General features: G+C 50.8%; 18 protein-coding genes. 9 read left to right on the forward strand and 9 right to left on the reverse strand.

Annotated elements, in window-relative coordinates:
• Positions 1–2 precede the first annotated feature (2 nt).
• Positions 3–710 carry a Crp/Fnr family transcriptional regulator gene (locus BOC67_RS06855; RefSeq protein WP_291908577.1) on the reverse strand — a complete coding sequence of 236 codons (708 nt, stop codon included), beginning with the start codon at positions 708–710 and terminating at the stop codon, positions 3–5.
• A gap of 55 nt (positions 711–765) precedes the next feature.
• Between BOC67_RS06855 and BOC67_RS06860 the strand changes: the two genes are divergently transcribed.
• The 7 genes from BOC67_RS06860 (at position 766) to BOC67_RS06890 (ending at position 6,385) form a co-directional block, all read left to right on the forward strand.
• Positions 766–1,356: a pseudouridine synthase gene (locus tag BOC67_RS06860; RefSeq protein WP_291908580.1), complete on the forward strand. Its 591-nt coding sequence runs from the start codon at positions 766–768 to the stop codon at positions 1,354–1,356.
• A 56-nt stretch (positions 1,357–1,412) separates the two neighbouring features.
• Entirely contained in the window at positions 1,413–2,288 is an 876-nt protein-coding gene (locus BOC67_RS06865) for a YicC/YloC family endoribonuclease (protein WP_291908582.1), read from the forward strand.
• A 15-nt stretch (positions 2,289–2,303) separates the two neighbouring features.
• Positions 2,304–2,792, forward strand: coding sequence for a gliding motility lipoprotein GldH (locus BOC67_RS06870; protein ID WP_291908585.1), 489 nt, complete (start codon positions 2,304–2,306; stop codon positions 2,790–2,792).
• Positions 2,792–3,811 carry an ATP-binding protein gene (locus BOC67_RS06875; RefSeq protein WP_291908588.1) on the forward strand — a complete coding sequence of 340 codons (1,020 nt, stop codon included), beginning with the start codon at positions 2,792–2,794 and terminating at the stop codon, positions 3,809–3,811. The genes BOC67_RS06870 and BOC67_RS06875 overlap by 1 nt, the downstream gene beginning before the upstream one ends.
• Positions 3,812–3,875: 64 nt before the next feature.
• Entirely contained in the window at positions 3,876–4,586 is a 711-nt protein-coding gene (locus tag BOC67_RS06880) for a response regulator transcription factor (RefSeq protein WP_073082445.1), read from the forward strand.
• A 143-nt stretch (positions 4,587–4,729) separates the two neighbouring features.
• Positions 4,730–5,539: a sensor histidine kinase gene (locus BOC67_RS06885; protein WP_291908596.1), complete on the forward strand. Its 810-nt coding sequence runs from the start codon at positions 4,730–4,732 to the stop codon at positions 5,537–5,539.
• A 99-nt stretch (positions 5,540–5,638) separates the two neighbouring features.
• Positions 5,639–6,385: a LytTR family DNA-binding domain-containing protein gene (locus BOC67_RS06890; protein WP_291908599.1), complete on the forward strand. Its 747-nt coding sequence runs from the start codon at positions 5,639–5,641 to the stop codon at positions 6,383–6,385.
• 3 nt (positions 6,386–6,388) lie between these two features.
• Here BOC67_RS06890 and BOC67_RS06895 read toward each other — a convergent pair whose 3' ends face one another.
• The 3 genes from BOC67_RS06895 to BOC67_RS06905 all read right to left on the reverse strand — a co-directional run bounded on the left by BOC67_RS06895 (position 6,389) and on the right by BOC67_RS06905 (position 9,911).
• Positions 6,389–7,156 (reverse strand): tetratricopeptide repeat protein, encoded by a 768-nt coding sequence (locus BOC67_RS06895; protein ID WP_291908601.1) that lies wholly within the window; start codon positions 7,154–7,156, stop codon positions 6,389–6,391.
• Between the two features lie 33 nt (positions 7,157–7,189).
• Positions 7,190–9,103, reverse strand: coding sequence for a BatD family protein (locus BOC67_RS06900; RefSeq protein WP_291908603.1), 1,914 nt, complete (start codon positions 9,101–9,103; stop codon positions 7,190–7,192).
• Positions 9,104–9,209: 106 nt separating this feature from the next.
• The gene (locus BOC67_RS06905) at positions 9,210–9,911 is read right to left on the reverse strand and encodes an SDR family oxidoreductase (protein ID WP_291908606.1); all 702 of its coding nucleotides are present in this window, start codon (positions 9,909–9,911) and stop codon (positions 9,210–9,212) included.
• 62 nt (positions 9,912–9,973) lie between these two features.
• On the opposite strand from BOC67_RS06905, the gene BOC67_RS06910 reads away from it, so the two are divergent.
• Positions 9,974–10,669 carry a YjjG family noncanonical pyrimidine nucleotidase gene (locus BOC67_RS06910; RefSeq protein ID WP_291908609.1) on the forward strand — a complete coding sequence of 232 codons (696 nt, stop codon included), beginning with the start codon at positions 9,974–9,976 and terminating at the stop codon, positions 10,667–10,669.
• Between the two features lie 67 nt (positions 10,670–10,736).
• Here BOC67_RS06910 and BOC67_RS06915 read toward each other — a convergent pair whose 3' ends face one another.
• From BOC67_RS06915 to BOC67_RS06935, 5 genes are all read right to left on the reverse strand, one after another.
• Positions 10,737–10,964 (reverse strand): hypothetical protein, encoded by a 228-nt coding sequence (locus BOC67_RS06915; RefSeq protein WP_291908612.1) that lies wholly within the window; start codon positions 10,962–10,964, stop codon positions 10,737–10,739.
• Between the two features lie 7 nt (positions 10,965–10,971).
• Positions 10,972–11,622: a phosphatidylserine decarboxylase family protein gene (locus BOC67_RS06920; protein WP_291908613.1), complete on the reverse strand. Its 651-nt coding sequence runs from the start codon at positions 11,620–11,622 to the stop codon at positions 10,972–10,974.
• 87 nt (positions 11,623–11,709) lie between these two features.
• Positions 11,710–12,591, reverse strand: coding sequence for a phosphatidate cytidylyltransferase (locus tag BOC67_RS06925; protein WP_291908615.1), 882 nt, complete (start codon positions 12,589–12,591; stop codon positions 11,710–11,712).
• A 76-nt stretch (positions 12,592–12,667) separates the two neighbouring features.
• Positions 12,668–12,943, reverse strand: a complete 276-nt coding sequence (locus BOC67_RS06930; protein ID WP_291908617.1) for a DUF2007 domain-containing protein — start codon at positions 12,941–12,943, stop codon at positions 12,668–12,670.
• Positions 12,944–12,987: 44 nt separating this feature from the next.
• Positions 12,988–13,914: a CPBP family intramembrane glutamic endopeptidase gene (locus tag BOC67_RS06935; RefSeq protein WP_291908619.1), complete on the reverse strand. Its 927-nt coding sequence runs from the start codon at positions 13,912–13,914 to the stop codon at positions 12,988–12,990.
• 147 nt (positions 13,915–14,061) lie between these two features.
• On the opposite strand from BOC67_RS06935, the gene dusB reads away from it, so the two are divergent.
• The gene (gene dusB / locus BOC67_RS06940; protein ID WP_291908621.1) at positions 14,062–15,129 is read left to right on the forward strand and encodes a tRNA dihydrouridine synthase DusB; all 1,068 of its coding nucleotides are present in this window, start codon (positions 14,062–14,064) and stop codon (positions 15,127–15,129) included.
• Positions 15,130–15,140 lie beyond the last annotated feature (11 nt).

A 15,140-nucleotide genomic window follows, 5' to 3' on the forward strand; every position in this document is an offset into this window, starting at 1 on the left:
GATTAGTCGTGCAGGTTAGCCGTGCGGATAATTTCCGGCATATCGAGGAGGCGGATCTTTTTACCTTCCAGTTCGATCATGCCGTCTTTCTTGAATTCGGAGAGGAGGCGGATAGCGGATTCGGTGGCGGTGCCTACGAGGTTGGCAATCTCTTCGCGGGAGAGGCGTACGTTGAGGGTATGGCCGTCCGCTTCGAGGCCGTAAGTTTCCTTGATGAAGAGCAGGGTTTCGGCGAGGCGTTCCCGCACTGGCTTTTGGGCCAGGTGCGTGATTTTGAGTTCTGCTTTACGCAGCTCGCTGGAGAGGATGCGCATCATCTCGAAGGAGAGGGAGGCGTCCTTTTGCAGCACGTTGAGAAACAGGTCCTTAGGGATAAAGCAGATGGAGGAATCTTCCAGGGCGGTGGCGGTAGCGGTATAACGTTCGTTACTGAGCAACGCTTTATAGCCCATGATATCGCCTGCTTTTACGAGGCGCACGATTTGTTCGCGCCCGTCATCGCCGCTGTGGGAGAGTTTGATCTTACCGTCGTTAATGCAGTAAACGCCAAACGGATAGGCTCCTTCGTGGAAAATGACCTGGCCTTTTTTGTAGGATGAGCATACCTTGGCAGCATCAATCAGTTCAAGATTGCTGTGGTCCGCCTTACAGAATATAGACGAGAAGCGGTCTTTACAGTTTTGACATGCTGGATTTAATGGTGTACTCATAATCAATTGTGCAAATGTACTAATTTACGGCTCCTTAACCAAAGCAAAAGCAGTTGTGGCGCTTCATTATTATGTAATTTATAAACCATACGAGGTACTGACCCGTTTTACGCGGGAGGGTGATAAGGCTTGTCTGGCAGATTTCTTTAAAGTACCTTCAGATGTGTATCCTGTGGGGCGCCTGGATTATGACAGTGAGGGCTTATTATTGCTTACGAATGATAAAGCATTGAATCACCGCTTGTTATCTCCTAAATTCCAGCATGAAAGAGAGTATTGGGTACAGGTAGACGGGGCTGTAACGGAAGAGGCTGTCAGGAAACTGGCCCAGGGCGTGCAAATAAATGTGGATGGAAAGATGTACCTGACGAGGAAGTGCAAGGCGGAAATCTTTGAAACGGAACCTGCGTTGCCACCCCGTAACCCGCCGATCCGGTTCCGTAAAAGTATTCCTGCTCCCTGGCTGCGCCTGACGCTGCACGAGGGCAAGAACCGGCAGGTAAGGAAGATGACGGCGGCAGTAGGCTTTCCTACGTTGAGGCTTGTACGTTATAGAATGGAAGGGCTGACCATTGCCGGAATGAATGCCGGAGATATGGTGGAGCTGAGCCGCGAAGAGGTTTACCGGAAGCTGAAACTGCACTGATGCTTTTTGGCTTTCTGGTCTTATTTAACTAGGTTTGTTGCCTACAAATTTCTATTATGCTGAAATCAATGACTGGCTTCGGAAGGGCGGAAAGCACAAGAGGCGAAACAACAATTGTGGTGGAGATCAAATCGCTCAATGGAAAACAGTTTGAGGTGAATCTGAAATTTTCTCCTTTGCTGAAACCCTATGAATTTGATATTCGCTCGCAAATGCAGCAGGTGTTGCAGCGTGGAACGCTGGATGCTACGATCAACGTACGTCAGAATGGCGCCACCAGGCCGGTGGTTATCAATACCGACCTGGCGAAGTATTATTACCAGTCCATTACCATGCTGGCCAACCAGCTGGAACTGCCCCAGGGCGATATGCTCAATATCCTGATGAAACTGCCCGAGGTAGTAACGCCGGCCACCGAGCAAATCTCCGAAAGCGAATGGAAAGATGTGGAAGAAGTATTGCAGGCCGCCCTGCAGGACCTGGATATGCACCGCCAGGACGAAGGGCTGATGCTGGAAGCGGACCTGGTACAACGTATTGAAAATATCGAAACATATATGGCGAAGGTCAAAGAGCTGGACCCGCTCCGCAAGGATCGCATCCGCCAGCGCCTGGAAGGCCTGCTCGCCGAACATGTAGGAAAAGAGAATGTGGACAGCAACCGGCTGGAACAGGAACTTATCTTTTACCTGGAAAAACTCGATATCTCCGAGGAACTTTCCCGCCTGGAAAACCATTGCCGCTACTTCAAAGAAATTTTGAAAGAAGCAGATCCCGCCAAAGGTAAAAAGCTCGGCTTCGTGCTGCAGGAAGTAGGCCGGGAAATCAATACCACCGGCTCCAAAGCCAATGACGCCGGGATACAGCAATGGGTAGTGCTGATGAAGGATGAATTGGAAAAAGCCAAAGAACAAGTACTAAACGTTTTATAGCAAGGCGTAAACCTTATGAAGAGACTACTCCTGGTAACCGCAGGCTTTTTAATACTGGCTGCCGCCTGCAAGCCGCCTAAACTGGACGTCTACGAAAAAAACCTGGAAATACCCGGGCACGACTGGACCTACGACTATAAACCAGCCTTTGAAATCAAACTGGAACCGGAAGATACTGCCTGGCTCTACAACATATACGTGAACGTACGCCACCAGGCCGCCTATCCGTACAGTAACCTCTGGCTGATGGTAGGTACGCAATACCCCGGCGACAGCATCCCCGCCCAGCAGCGCGTGGAGCTGCCCCTGGCAGAGCCCTCCGGCAAATGGCTGGGCAGCGGTATTGACGATATCTTTGAACACCGGGTGCCTATTCAGCAAAACGCGATTTTCAGTAAACCAGGCACCTATAAGATAACTTTTCAACAAAACATGCGGCAAAATCCGCTTCCCCATGTAATGAATGTTGGTTTGCGGATAGAGAAAGCCGGTAAACGGCCCTGATGAAAAAAATTTATAATAAACTGCAGGAAGGAAAATCAGTGTCCTTCCTTTACTTTTTAGTACTGTTCTATACAGTGGCCGCACTGGTATGGTGGGGAATACTACTCCTGCGCCAAAGCCACCAGATAACCGGCTTTGAAGTGCAAAACCTCGCCCTCCGCATCGATAGCCTGCAAAAGCCGGTGGAATACCAGCTGGAATTTCAGCGCATCGAAAGGGACGAAAAAATGCGCTTCATCAAATACCTCGGGGAAGGCCTTACCTTCCTCGGCATATTGCTGGTGGGCGCCGGCTTCGTGTACCGCGCCATCTGGAAGTATATGAAACTGAGCCGGCAGCAGCAGAATTTTATGATGGCGGTCACCCATGAGCTGAAATCCCCCATTGCGGCGGCCAAGCTAAACCTGGAGACTATACGCCGGCATGCCAGTCTCGACGAGGAAAAAAGGACCCGGCTTATTGATAACACCATCCGGGAAACCAACCGCCTGGACCAGCTTTGCAATAACATCCTGCTGGCAGCGCAGCTGGAAACCCACCGCTACCAGCTCTTTAAGGAACCCCTGAACGTTTCCCAGCTCATGGAGGCAGATATTAAGGAAATAGGCGGACGAATTGGCACCCATCACATTCAGGCAAGCATTTTGCCGGGGGTATGGATGGAAGGTGACAAGCTGATGCTGCACATCGTACTGAGCAACCTGGTGGAAAACGCTGCCAAATATGCACCCAAAAACACCGCTATTCTGGTAAAACTGTTCGAATCCAACAATCAGCTCAAATTACAGGTAGTGGATGAAGGTCCTGGTATCCCTGATGAAGAAAAAGAAAGGGTCTTCCTCAAGTTTTACCGCGTAGGCAATGAAAATACCCGTAAAGCCAAAGGCTCCGGCCTGGGGCTGTTCCTGACAGCCAAGATTGTGGAACAACACAACGGTTTCATACAAGTGCGCGATAATAAACCTACCGGCGCCTGCTTTGAAATAACATGGACTGAATATTCCATTCAAACGGCGTAAATTTAAACCGGATTAAATGACGGCCTTTTAATCCATCATTTGACTTACAATCAAATATTAACACATGAAGGAAGCTACAAAAGCATCAATACTACTGGTTGAAGACGAAGAAAATCTCCAGGAGGCGCTGAAGCTGAACCTGGAGCTGGAAGGCTATGAAGTTACTGCTGTTGACAATGGTACCGCTGCCCTCAAGGCAGTCAAAAACGAATATTTTGACCTGATCATACTCGATATCATGCTGCCGGAAATGGACGGCATCGCTGTGTGCGAAAATATCCGCATCCAGAACAACGAAGTACCCATCCTCTTCCTCAGTGCAAAAAACAGCAGTGCGGACAGGGTGCTGGGCCTGAAAAAAGGCGGAGACGACTACATGACCAAGCCTTTCAACCTGGAAGAACTGTTGCTGCGTGTGGAAAAGCTCATCGTTAAGAATAAAAAGATCCAGGATAAAGACAGCGTACCGAACGTGTACCGTTTTGGTAACAATACTATCGACTTCGCCGCGCAGGAATGCATCGGCAAGGACGGCAAGCATTATGAGCTCAGTAAGAAAGAGGCGATGCTGCTGAAACTCCTCATTGAGAACAAGGGAGAGGTAGTGACGCGTGAGAAAATACTGCAGGTGGTATGGGGATATAACGTGTACCCTACTACCCGTACGATTGATAACTTCATCCTCAACTTCAGGAAATATTTTGAAGAGGACAGCCGGAACTCCAAGTACTTTCATTCCGTGAGAGGTGTGGGGTATAAGTTTACGGAGGCGTGAGGCGTCTTGGCCCCCTCCCCTGAAACACCCTGCAATCAGGCAAATGCCAAATTTCCTCCAAATCTCACCGCTTTCCTGTTATTTTCTGCCTAGTACAAAATGACACTTTCATCTGGCAGTGATTTGCACGATATTTAATTATCGTGGCATATTTAACTATAGCATTGGTGATTGCTGCAGTTTGGCCGTACTGGGTATTCTTCGGGGTTAGCCTCATTACGATACTGCTTTTTTTCTTCGCAAGAGAGAAAAGGATTCGCCGTGCCACCCGGGAGGCGCTGCACCGGCAACAAGCCATGATCAACCTGGAGCTGAATGCCTTCCAGGCGCAGCTGGACCCTCACTTTATCTTCAACAGCCTCAACGCCATACACCATTATATCCTCGCTACCAGCACGGATATGGCCTCCCTTTACCTCACCCGCTTTTCCAAACTGATGCGGCTGATGATGGGGAATTTCAAAAAGGAATGGATTACGCTGCAGGAAGACCTCGATGCGCTGGAACTCTACCTGCAACTGGAGCAGCTGCGGTTTGAACAGCAGTTTACCTACCGCCTGGCGCTGGAACCGGAGGTGGAACCCATGCACACGCTCATTCCCCCGCTGATCATACAACCCTATGTGCAATACGCCATCTGGCACCGGTTGCTGGCGCGCCCGCAGAAGACGGGCGGACAGCTGAATATCGTCATCGGCGTCAAGAATGACCGGCTGTACATCAAAGTGGAAGATAACGGCAACCCGACGGCCTCCCTGCTGGATGATACGGCAGAACGGCTCGCCAACGGCATCGATATTGCCTCCGAACGCCTCTACCTCATGAGTGAGCGCTACCATATGAAAGCCAGCATTTCCGCGCAACCCATCCTCGACAGCGCCAGCCATCCCTGCGGCAACCGGCTCGTCATCAGCATGGAACATACTCCCGCCCGGCAGGAGTTAACCGGCTGATTGCTTGTAAAGCAGTAAAAAAAGCGTAAATTTTCATCGTGAAACAGGAGGCTTTTCCCTCTCTTCGTATTATACCATTTATCAACTATTTCTACCTTCATGCGCGCCATCATAGTGGACGACGAGAAGCACAGTCGAGACGTACTTCGTATTCTTTTGGAAAATAATTGCCCGGATATAACGGTAATGGCTACCTGCAATAATGGCGAAGCCGCCCTGGACGCGATTGCCATGTACGATCCTCAGCTGCTGTTCCTCGATATCGAAATGCCCGGACTGGACGGATTCCAGGTATTGGAAGCCACAAAACGCGGCTCCTTTGCTGTGATCTTTACCACAGCGTACGACCACTATGCCGTCCAGGCGATACGGCACAGCGCACTGGACTATCTCCTGAAACCCATAGACGCCGCAGAACTGAAGGAGGCGGTTATTAAGGCCACCGAACGCATGGGACAGCCGGTTACCAGGAAAGTGGACCACCTGGTAGAGATGTTACAGCAGCATATCAAACAATCCGAGCGGCTGGCGCTGCCCACCGCCGAAGGCCTCCGGATGGTGGTCGCCAGTGATATCCTCTATTGCGAGTCAAACGGCGCCACTACCAACGTGTACCTGCGCTCGCAGGAAAAACCGTTTCCCGTTACCCGCACGATGAAGGAAATGGAAGAAGTGCTGGAAGATAAAGCCTTCTTCAGGGTGCATAACAGCTTCCTCGTGAACCTCTCCTTTATGGATAAATACATCAAGGGCGATGGCGGGGAAATTATCATGTGCGACGGGCAAAGGGTGCCTGTATCCCGGCAGAAAAAGCAGGACTTCCTGTTACGGATAGAAAAAATGTAATGCTTACAGGCGCTTGATGGCAGCGCAGGACACCCAGCCGTTCTTGCCATCGTTGAGTTCCACCTTACAGTACTCGCTGGTGGTATCCACCAGTTTTACTTTCATGCCTTCGTGAAGTTCAAACAGCTCCTTGCTGGTATCGTCCGGCGCGGCTTTTACTTTGATGGAGCCTGCCATCACGATGCCGTTGTTGTGGTTATTGGCAATATTGTAGGTGTCAATGGCCATCAGCAGGTACACGAGGAACAGTACGCCAAACAGGTAGCTGCCCCATTGGAGATACTTGTTCCGCAGCCCGGGTATCTGGGTGTTGATGAGGAGGGATGCCATTAGGATCCAGATGAATACGACCGCGCCCACGGCCCAGCCATTGGAGGTATGCAGGTGTTGCAGCTGCAGCCACCAGCGTTGGAAGAACACCAGGGGCAAATCGCCCACGTACCCATTTACCTTTTGATTGGCGACACTGAGATTGTGTTTGATGGCAGCGTCTTCGGGGGATAGCTGTAAGGCTTTTTCATAGCTGTACACCGCCTGCCCTGTTTTGCCTGCCTTGTACCAGGCGTTGCCAGCATTGAGGTACAGATGGCGGGAGGTATAGCCGGCGTCTATTAGTTGCTGATAGATGGTGGCCGCTTCCGTAAACTTGCTCTGGCGATAAAGCGCGTTGGCTTCATCGAAGCGTACTTGTGGATTCACGTCGTCCGCGAGGGCTGGCGTGAAGCAGGCCATCAACAGGATGCCTGCTGCCAGGAAAATCGATTTGAACATTCTGCAATAGAACATTTGCCTGGTGGTTAAAAATTAATTCTTCAGTGCGTCTTCCAGGTTGGTAATGATGCTGACAGCTTTTTCGTATGTACCCTGCATCCGCCGGTTGTCCTGGCCGGGAGCATACAATGCAACTTCACAATTGTCGATCAGGTCAAACAGCTCAGCGGTGTTGCTGCCGTTGATACTGCGGGCAGCCAGCTTCTCCTGGATCAATTGTTTGCTCAGGTCTGCAAATGGAATTTTGAGCTTATGGCTTAAATAGCCCCATACGGCCCTGGAAGTTTCTTCATAGAAAGCCTTGTCCTTACCTTCTTTCAGGTAACGGGCGGCCAGTTCCAGGCGTTTGAGCGCTACTTTGTTTGCATAGCGGTGTTTCAGCACGGAAGCGTTGGTGGTGTTGTAATCCTGGCGGCGTTTGTAGAATACCGCGCCGGCATACACCAGTACCGGTATCAGCAGCAGGACGTAGAACCAGATGCTGGTGACGAACCAGGTATGTTTTTTCACCCAGGGCATGATGCCGGTTTCAATACCTACCAGCTCATTTCTGCCCACACTGTAATCCTGTTTTTCGGATTTAACTTTTTTCCCTTGCGTGATATTGATGGGGAAGGCTGCAGATTTTATCGTTTTATACGCGTTCGCGGAAGGGTCGAAGTAGGAGAACTCCACCGGCGGAATCACGTGTTCGCCTGCTTCCGTCGGCATCAGCACAAACTCGAATGTACGGCTGCCGGAGAGCGGATTACTGTTTTTTTCGATGTTATCGGATACTTTCGGGTCATAGGCTTCGAACCCTGAAGTAACGTCCACTTTGGGTGTATTCAGCAGGTTCACGTTACCCTGGCCGCTGATGGTTACTTTCAGCGTGAGGGCTTCGTCAGTAGAAAGTTTATTCTTGTTCACTTCGGCCGTCATGTTGAAGCGGCCAACGGCGCCGTTGAAGCTTGCCGGGCGGCCTTCTGCCGGCAGCGGTTTCACGGTAATTTTTACCGGGTTGCACTGCGTTTTATAGGGAACGTCTTCATACTCCACGTCCGGGCGGTTGAAGAAATCGTCGAAGAAGGGATCGCGGAAGGCGGGATCGTTGAAGAAGTCTTCAAACGGATCCCTTGCGCGGCGCTTGTTTTGCACCACTTTCACGAGGCGCACCTGGTTGTCCACTTCCACCGGTTCCAGCTCCAGCGTGCCAGATTGCAGCGGGAACAGCAGTGTTTTACGGATGGTAAACACTTTGAACAGCTGCCCGTTCACCATTTCTTCGGAGGCCTGGGGCGGGTTGGGAAGTTCGATATCTTTTGCGGAAAAGCCTTTGAAGGCAGGCACTTTCGTTACGCTTGAATTGGTGGGGAGGCGGGTATAGAGTTTATACGTTGCCGTTAGCTGGTCCCCTTCATAGAGGTTGGTCTTATCTACCTCTACTTTTACGAATATATTTTTGCGCAGTTTTTCGTTGATGTTCTCTCCTTTGCGCAGCACGCCGTCAACGGATTCGTCGCGGCCGCCGCGTGGCGCGTAGCCGCCGGCAGAGGGTTGTTGCGGCGCCTGTTGCTGGGAAGCGCCGGCGCCTTTACGTACCTCGATGAGTACGGGGTTGGATTTTACGACATTCCCGTTTACCCGTGCCTGGGCGCCGGGAATGGTAAAGTTACCAACACGTTTGGCTTGAATGACATAAATGAGGGCGATATATTCAGATCTGCGGCCGTTCATGATGGATTGCCCCATGCTCTGGCTGGGGCCCTGCAATACGTCAAAATCTTTGAAGTCAGGCGGGTTAAAGCTAGTCACATTTACCCCATTCTCTATCATGAACTGAATTTGAAATGGCTCGTCCAGCGCTACAGGGTTGCTGCTCACCGTGGTAGTAAAGCGGAATTCCTGCGCAAATGCGCAGTTCACCAGCCCTACTAAAAACAATAAGGAGAAAAGACACTTTCTCATACTAAATCTGACCATCATAATTGTGTCAACAAATTTAACCAAACCCGCCATGGATGCGGTAGAAGCGCCGTTAAAAGTTAGTTAAAAAATTATGTTTATATGATTGTTAAATATCTCCTAAAACCGGCCGCAGTACGATGTCTTCAACGACTGTTTGTTGGGCGAGGGTATAGGCGGTCCACATCACGGTGGCTATATCTTCAGGGGGCATCATCCTGTCCGGCGGGGCCTCAAAACCGTCCCAGGAAGCGGTGAGCGTGGCGCCGGGGCTGATGCTGGTCACCCTTACGCCGAAAGGTTTCATCTCTTCGCGCAGGTTGCGGCTGAAGCCGAGCAGCGCATGTTTGGTAATACTGTAGGACCCGCCATTGGCGTAGGCTTTATGGCTGGCAACGGAGCAGAGGTTGAAAATATGCCCGTTACGGCGCTCCATCATATCCGGCAGCAAGGCCCTGGTGAGGTGGTAGGCGCTGTAGACGTTTACGGCCATCAGCTGTTCCAGCAGCCCTTCCGCTTCTTCGTAGAGGCTACCGGGGGTAAAGATGCCGGCGTTATTAACGAGGATGTCCACCTGGCCGAAGGCTGCTTTAACGGTGGCAGCAAAGCGCAGCACCTGGGCTTTATCGCCCATATCCGCCTGTTCCGCGAGTACGGTAACGGCGCTGTTCTGCGCCTGTATGGCGGCTTTCGCTGCTGCGAGCGCCGCTTCATTGCGGGCGCAGATGGCAATGTTGAATCCTTCTTTGGCTAATCGTTCAGCTACTGCCCTGCCAATGCCTTTACTGGCGCCGGTTATTACTGCATTCATGGTCTTGTCCTGTGTTAAAGCGGTAAAATAGTAAAAATTGTATTTCGTAACTTTGCGCGATCATGAAATATAAACATCTTTTCTTTGACCTGGACCATACACTCTGGGACTTTGAAACAAATGAACAGGAAACACTGCTCGAACTGTACGAGCAGCATGCTTTGGAGAGTAGAGGGGTGCCGTCATTTCAGGAGTTTTCCGCATCTTATGTGGCTAACAACGAACGCCTCTGGGATCGCTTCAGAAAAGGTTTTATCACACGCAACGATCTTCGCTATAAACGTTTCAGGTTAACGCTGCTGGAATTCAAAATCGGCGATGAAAAGCTGAATGAGGCCCTGGCGGACCAGTTCCTGGAAATCCTCCCCACGAAAAAACGCCTCTTCCCCCATACCGTGGAAGTGCTGGATTACCTCGCAGGGAAAAATTATCCCATGCATATGATCACCAACGGTTTCGAGGCCACGCAGCTGCTGAAAATGAAGAATTCGGGGATAGATAAATATTTTACCCATATCATCACCTCCGAGCTGGCCGGCAGCCTGAAGCCCTACCGGGAAATTTTCGATTATGCGATCACGAAAGCCGCTACTTCCGCTACCGAGAGCATTATGATCGGGGACGCCATGGAGCTGGATATCAAAGGGGCGCATGCGGTAGGAATGGACCAGATTTACTTCAACCCTGCCAAACCGCCGGTAGACTTCACGCCTACCTATACGGTGAATACCCTGGCAGAGATCAAGGATATTCTCTAAAACAAAAAAGAATCGCGCAAGCGATTCTTTTTTGTTTACTCCCATGGGGAGCCAATATGGTAATGGCTTATTTAGTCGTCTTTTTAGCCGCCTTTACCCGCATGGCTGCGGTTTTGGAAGGCTGTTTACAGCAGCTTTTAGCCGTGCCCTTGCCGTGGCAGGAGGCAGCATCCTTACAATCAGCCTTTTGTTCAGTTTTAGCTGCTTTATTGGCAGACTTTTTAGCGTTATCCTGTCCGAAGGCAGTACCTGCAACGAGCAGGGAGGCAATAGCCAGTGTAAATAACTTTTTCATAGCCTTGTTAGAGTTTTGCAATGACGGTTTGGCCACCTCTTACAACCTGTTCCAGCTGTACGGTTACCTCTGTACCTAAAGGTAAGTAAAGATCTACCCTTGATCCAAATTTAATGAAGCCCATTTCTTCGTTCTGGGTAACCTGCATGCCCGGTTTGAGGTAGTTGACAATACGGCGGGCCAGCGCGCCGGCAATCTGGCGGATCAGGATGTCGGCCTTGCCGTTGCCGATTACTACGGAATGCCTTTCATTTTCCGTGGAAGACTTTGGGTGCCATGCCACCAGGTATTTACCGGGGTGGTACTGGGAGAGCTTCACTTCGCCGCTGATCGGGTTTCTATTTACATGCACGTTGGCAGGGCTCATAAAGATGGATACCTGCAGGCGCTTATCTTTAAAATATTCAGGCTCGTACACTTCCTCAATCACCACTACTTTACCATCGCAAGGGGAGATGACGAGGTTCTCACCTTCAGTATTTTTTCTTGCCGGCAGCCTGAAAAAGGATACGATGAACAGGAAAAATACTACGGAAATGGCCAGGAGGCTCCAGGTGAGCGCTGCTGAGTCGAACCAGTAAAATACTGCTCCGTTAATTACTAACAGTACCAGGAACACAAGGGAAATGGTAGCAAATCCTTCACGATGGATCTTCATTGTTTTCTATTTGTTTGTCTGTTTATTGGTTTAATCGCAGAGCGAAGTTAGTTCAATTCAAAAAATTCAGCATACGAATTTCTGATTTTACAACATAAATGACTGTACGTAGATCCAGGCAAAGGGCGCTGCCAGCAGCATGGAGTCGAACCGGTCCAGGAAGCCGCCATGGCCGGGCATGATGGCGCCGGAGTCCTTCACCCCTGCCATGCGCTTGAGTTTGGACTCGATGAGGTCGCCAATGGTGCCGAATACCGCCGCAATGCCGGCCAGTACCAGCCAGTGCTGCAGGGCCAGGTAGCTGCTGCCCCAGTAATGACCGTACACCCCTGCCGCGGCCACCGCCAGGATCATACCTCCCAGGGTGCCTTCGATCGTCTTTTTAGGGGAAATGGCCGGCGCAAAGGGCGTGCGGCCTATAAGGGACCCCACGATGTACGCCATGGTATCGTTGATCCAGATGAAGATGATGAGCAGTAAAGGGATCAGCCAGCCGGGGGCGGTGCCCACCTGGTCGGCAGTGTAGTGAATATCGATAGCGTTCAGGCGGATATGCACGAGCAGGCTGAATGGAATGGTCACATACAGCAGGCCCATGGCGGAATAGCCGATGTTTTTGAGGGAGAAGTCCTTACTGAAGAGGATTTCCCCTAACGGCAGCACCATGAGGAAGATGATGGCCAGCCACCAGCCTATAAATCCGGCGTTTATATCCCCCAGCATAAAATTACTGCCGGTAAAGGCCAGCATAATGGCGCAACTGGCGATAGACACGCCGTACCGGTGTAAAGCGGAGGTATTGGCAAAATCGGTATCGATCAGCCTGATCAGCTTAAAATACTCCTGCAGGGCGAAGAAGTTCACCAGGAAGAACAGGAGGAAGAACGTAAAGGGACTCCACAGGATGCCGCCCAGCATTACTGCCACAAAAACCAGTGCTGACGCAGTGCGGGTAAAAAATGTTTTCATTATTGAAATTGCTGTTAGTTGATTTTATGGCCGCAAAAGTCTGCAAAAATTTGAGCAAATGCCAGCGGGGGAACCATTATTCATGGTCCCCGGCCTTATTTTCGTCTTCTTCATCCAGTTCATACGGATCGCCGGTGGGCAGGTTATTATGTTGGGTAACCAGCGATTTGGCTGTTTCAGCCTGGGCATCCGGTACGTACAACTCTACCTGACCGGGAATGGTGAAGGTATAAGAGGAAGATTGTTTATTGAGAATAACCGCGTCAATCCCGTTTTCGATTAACATGCCTTTGACGATCTCCGTTTCGTAGGGGCGATCGCTTGCGAATACTTTAGTCCAGCCTTTTTCCATGTTACAGTTATTTTGTCAGTAAGTTAAGTTACTATTTTCTGTTGTTATTGAGATGCGGGATGATCGTCCATGGGATAGGTTTCCACCTGGATGGGGTCCGGCGAGCGTTTGATGAGGGCCCAGAATAAACCGGCCGTTACCGCCAGGCTGATGACGGCAAAGTACCAGGGCAGGAAGTCGTCTACCATCGGGTCCGTCCCGGAAAGGCCGTGCTGAAACAGGTACGACTGTACGACCAGCATGCCATTGTTGATAACGTGGGCGAGGATGGCCAGCCACAGGTTGCCGGTTACCAGGTAGATGCCTCCCAGCACCACGCCCAGCGCTATACGGGGCATAAAGCCCAGCATATCCAGGTGCAGCGCGCTGAAGATCACGGCGGTGAACACCACGCTGAGCCAGCGTTTCCGGGTCATATTGATCATAACCCGCTGCAACACTCCCCTGAAGAAGAGTTCTTCCGCTATGGCGGGAAGGATGGCCATAAGTATGAGATTGATGATTAGGTCGCTGAAATGCGGCATGCGCAGCATGGCGCGGGTGAGCATCTGCCCTGTCTCCTGCAGTTCCCGGGCCTGTTTGGGCAGGTTCCAGGTTTGGTTCCACTCCGCCATGCTGTTGGCAAACGGCAGCGCGCAGAGGAATAAGACTACCGTCAGCGCCAGCTGCATCCAGGATGGGCGGGTTTTCAGCCCAAGGTAGGTGGCCGGGTACGGCTGCCAGAGGTAGGAGAACACTACTGCCGGGAGGAGGAATACGTTGAAGGAATAAAAGAACTGAATCCATTTTTGCGGTCCAACCAATGCAGGGTTGGTTAAGACGCCTTCCTGGATTTCAATTATCGTATAGCCGGTGAGTTTAGGTGCCAAAACGCCTATTGCCAGGAGGTTTATAACAAAGAAACCCATGAAGAACCCTATGATGGTTACAAAATGCAGGATGGGTGGATGCTCCCTGAGATAGCCGTTCATATCAAATACTGTATTAAAATGCGTAAATTTACGGCGTGAAATTAAGCATTGCAGCAACAGTATCACAAACTACCCTGCTGCATTTAGCAAAATTATATACGTTATTACCTTAATACCTCTGGCCTGACGGGCCGTGGTTCTTAGTTTATGGTGAAGATAGGAAACATAGAACTGGGAGAATTTCCCCTTTTGCTGGCGCCCATGGAAGATGTGAGCGATCCGCCGTTTCGTGCAGTTTGCAAGGATGGCGGGGCTGACCTCATGTACACGGAGTTCATTTCTTCCGAGGGGTTGATCCGCGACGCTATTAAAAGCCGTAAGAAGCTGGACATCTTCGAATACGAGCGCCCGGTGGGCATCCAGATCTTCGGCGGAGATGAAGAACCATTGGCCATGGCCGCGCAGATCGTGGAGGCTACCAATCCGGATCTGCTGGATATTAACTTTGGCTGCCCGGTGAAAAAGGTGACCTGTAAGGGCGCCGGCGCGGGCATCCTGAAGGATGTTCCCAAGATGGTGAAGCTGACGGCAGCCGTGGTAAAGGCCACCAAACTGCCGGTAACGGTGAAAACCCGCCTCGGCTGGGACGATAATACCAGGAACATCGAAGAGGTGGCCGAACGCCTGCAGGACGTGGGCATCCAGGCCCTGACCATCCACGGCCGCACCCGCGTACAGATGTACAAAGGCAACGCCGACTGGACCCTCATCGGAAAAGTTAAAAATAATCCACGCATAAACATTCCTATCTTTGGTAACGGTGACATATGTACGCCGGAGCAGGCCATAGCCGCCCGCGCCAAATACGGAGTGGACGGGGTGATGATTGGCCGCGCCGCTATTGGATATCCCTGGATTTTCCGCGAGATAAAGCATTTTATGAAAACTGGCGAACATTTACCTCTTCCAACTGTTTTGGAAAGAGTGCAGGTATGTAAAAAGCACCTGCACCAATCTGTAGCCTGGAAAGGTGATATCGTTGGCATCCTTGAAATGCGCCGCCATTATACAAATTATCTCAAAGGGTTACCTCACATCAAGGAATTCAGACAACAATTAGTAACTTTAAAGACGCTAGCTGAAATAGAAGAAGTATTAGACGCGATCGTGGTGCAATACAAGGATCATATTTTCGAAAGGACTACTCCCCAATGGGCTGAAAACGAGCATTTACCGGCCTCTGATAAAATGGCCGGTTGTAACGTTTACGGTTAAACGATGACCCC

The sequence above is a fragment of the Chitinophaga sp. CB10 genome (genome assembly GCA_001870995.2).
GTDB lineage: Bacteria > Bacteroidota > Bacteroidia > Chitinophagales > Chitinophagaceae > Chitinophaga.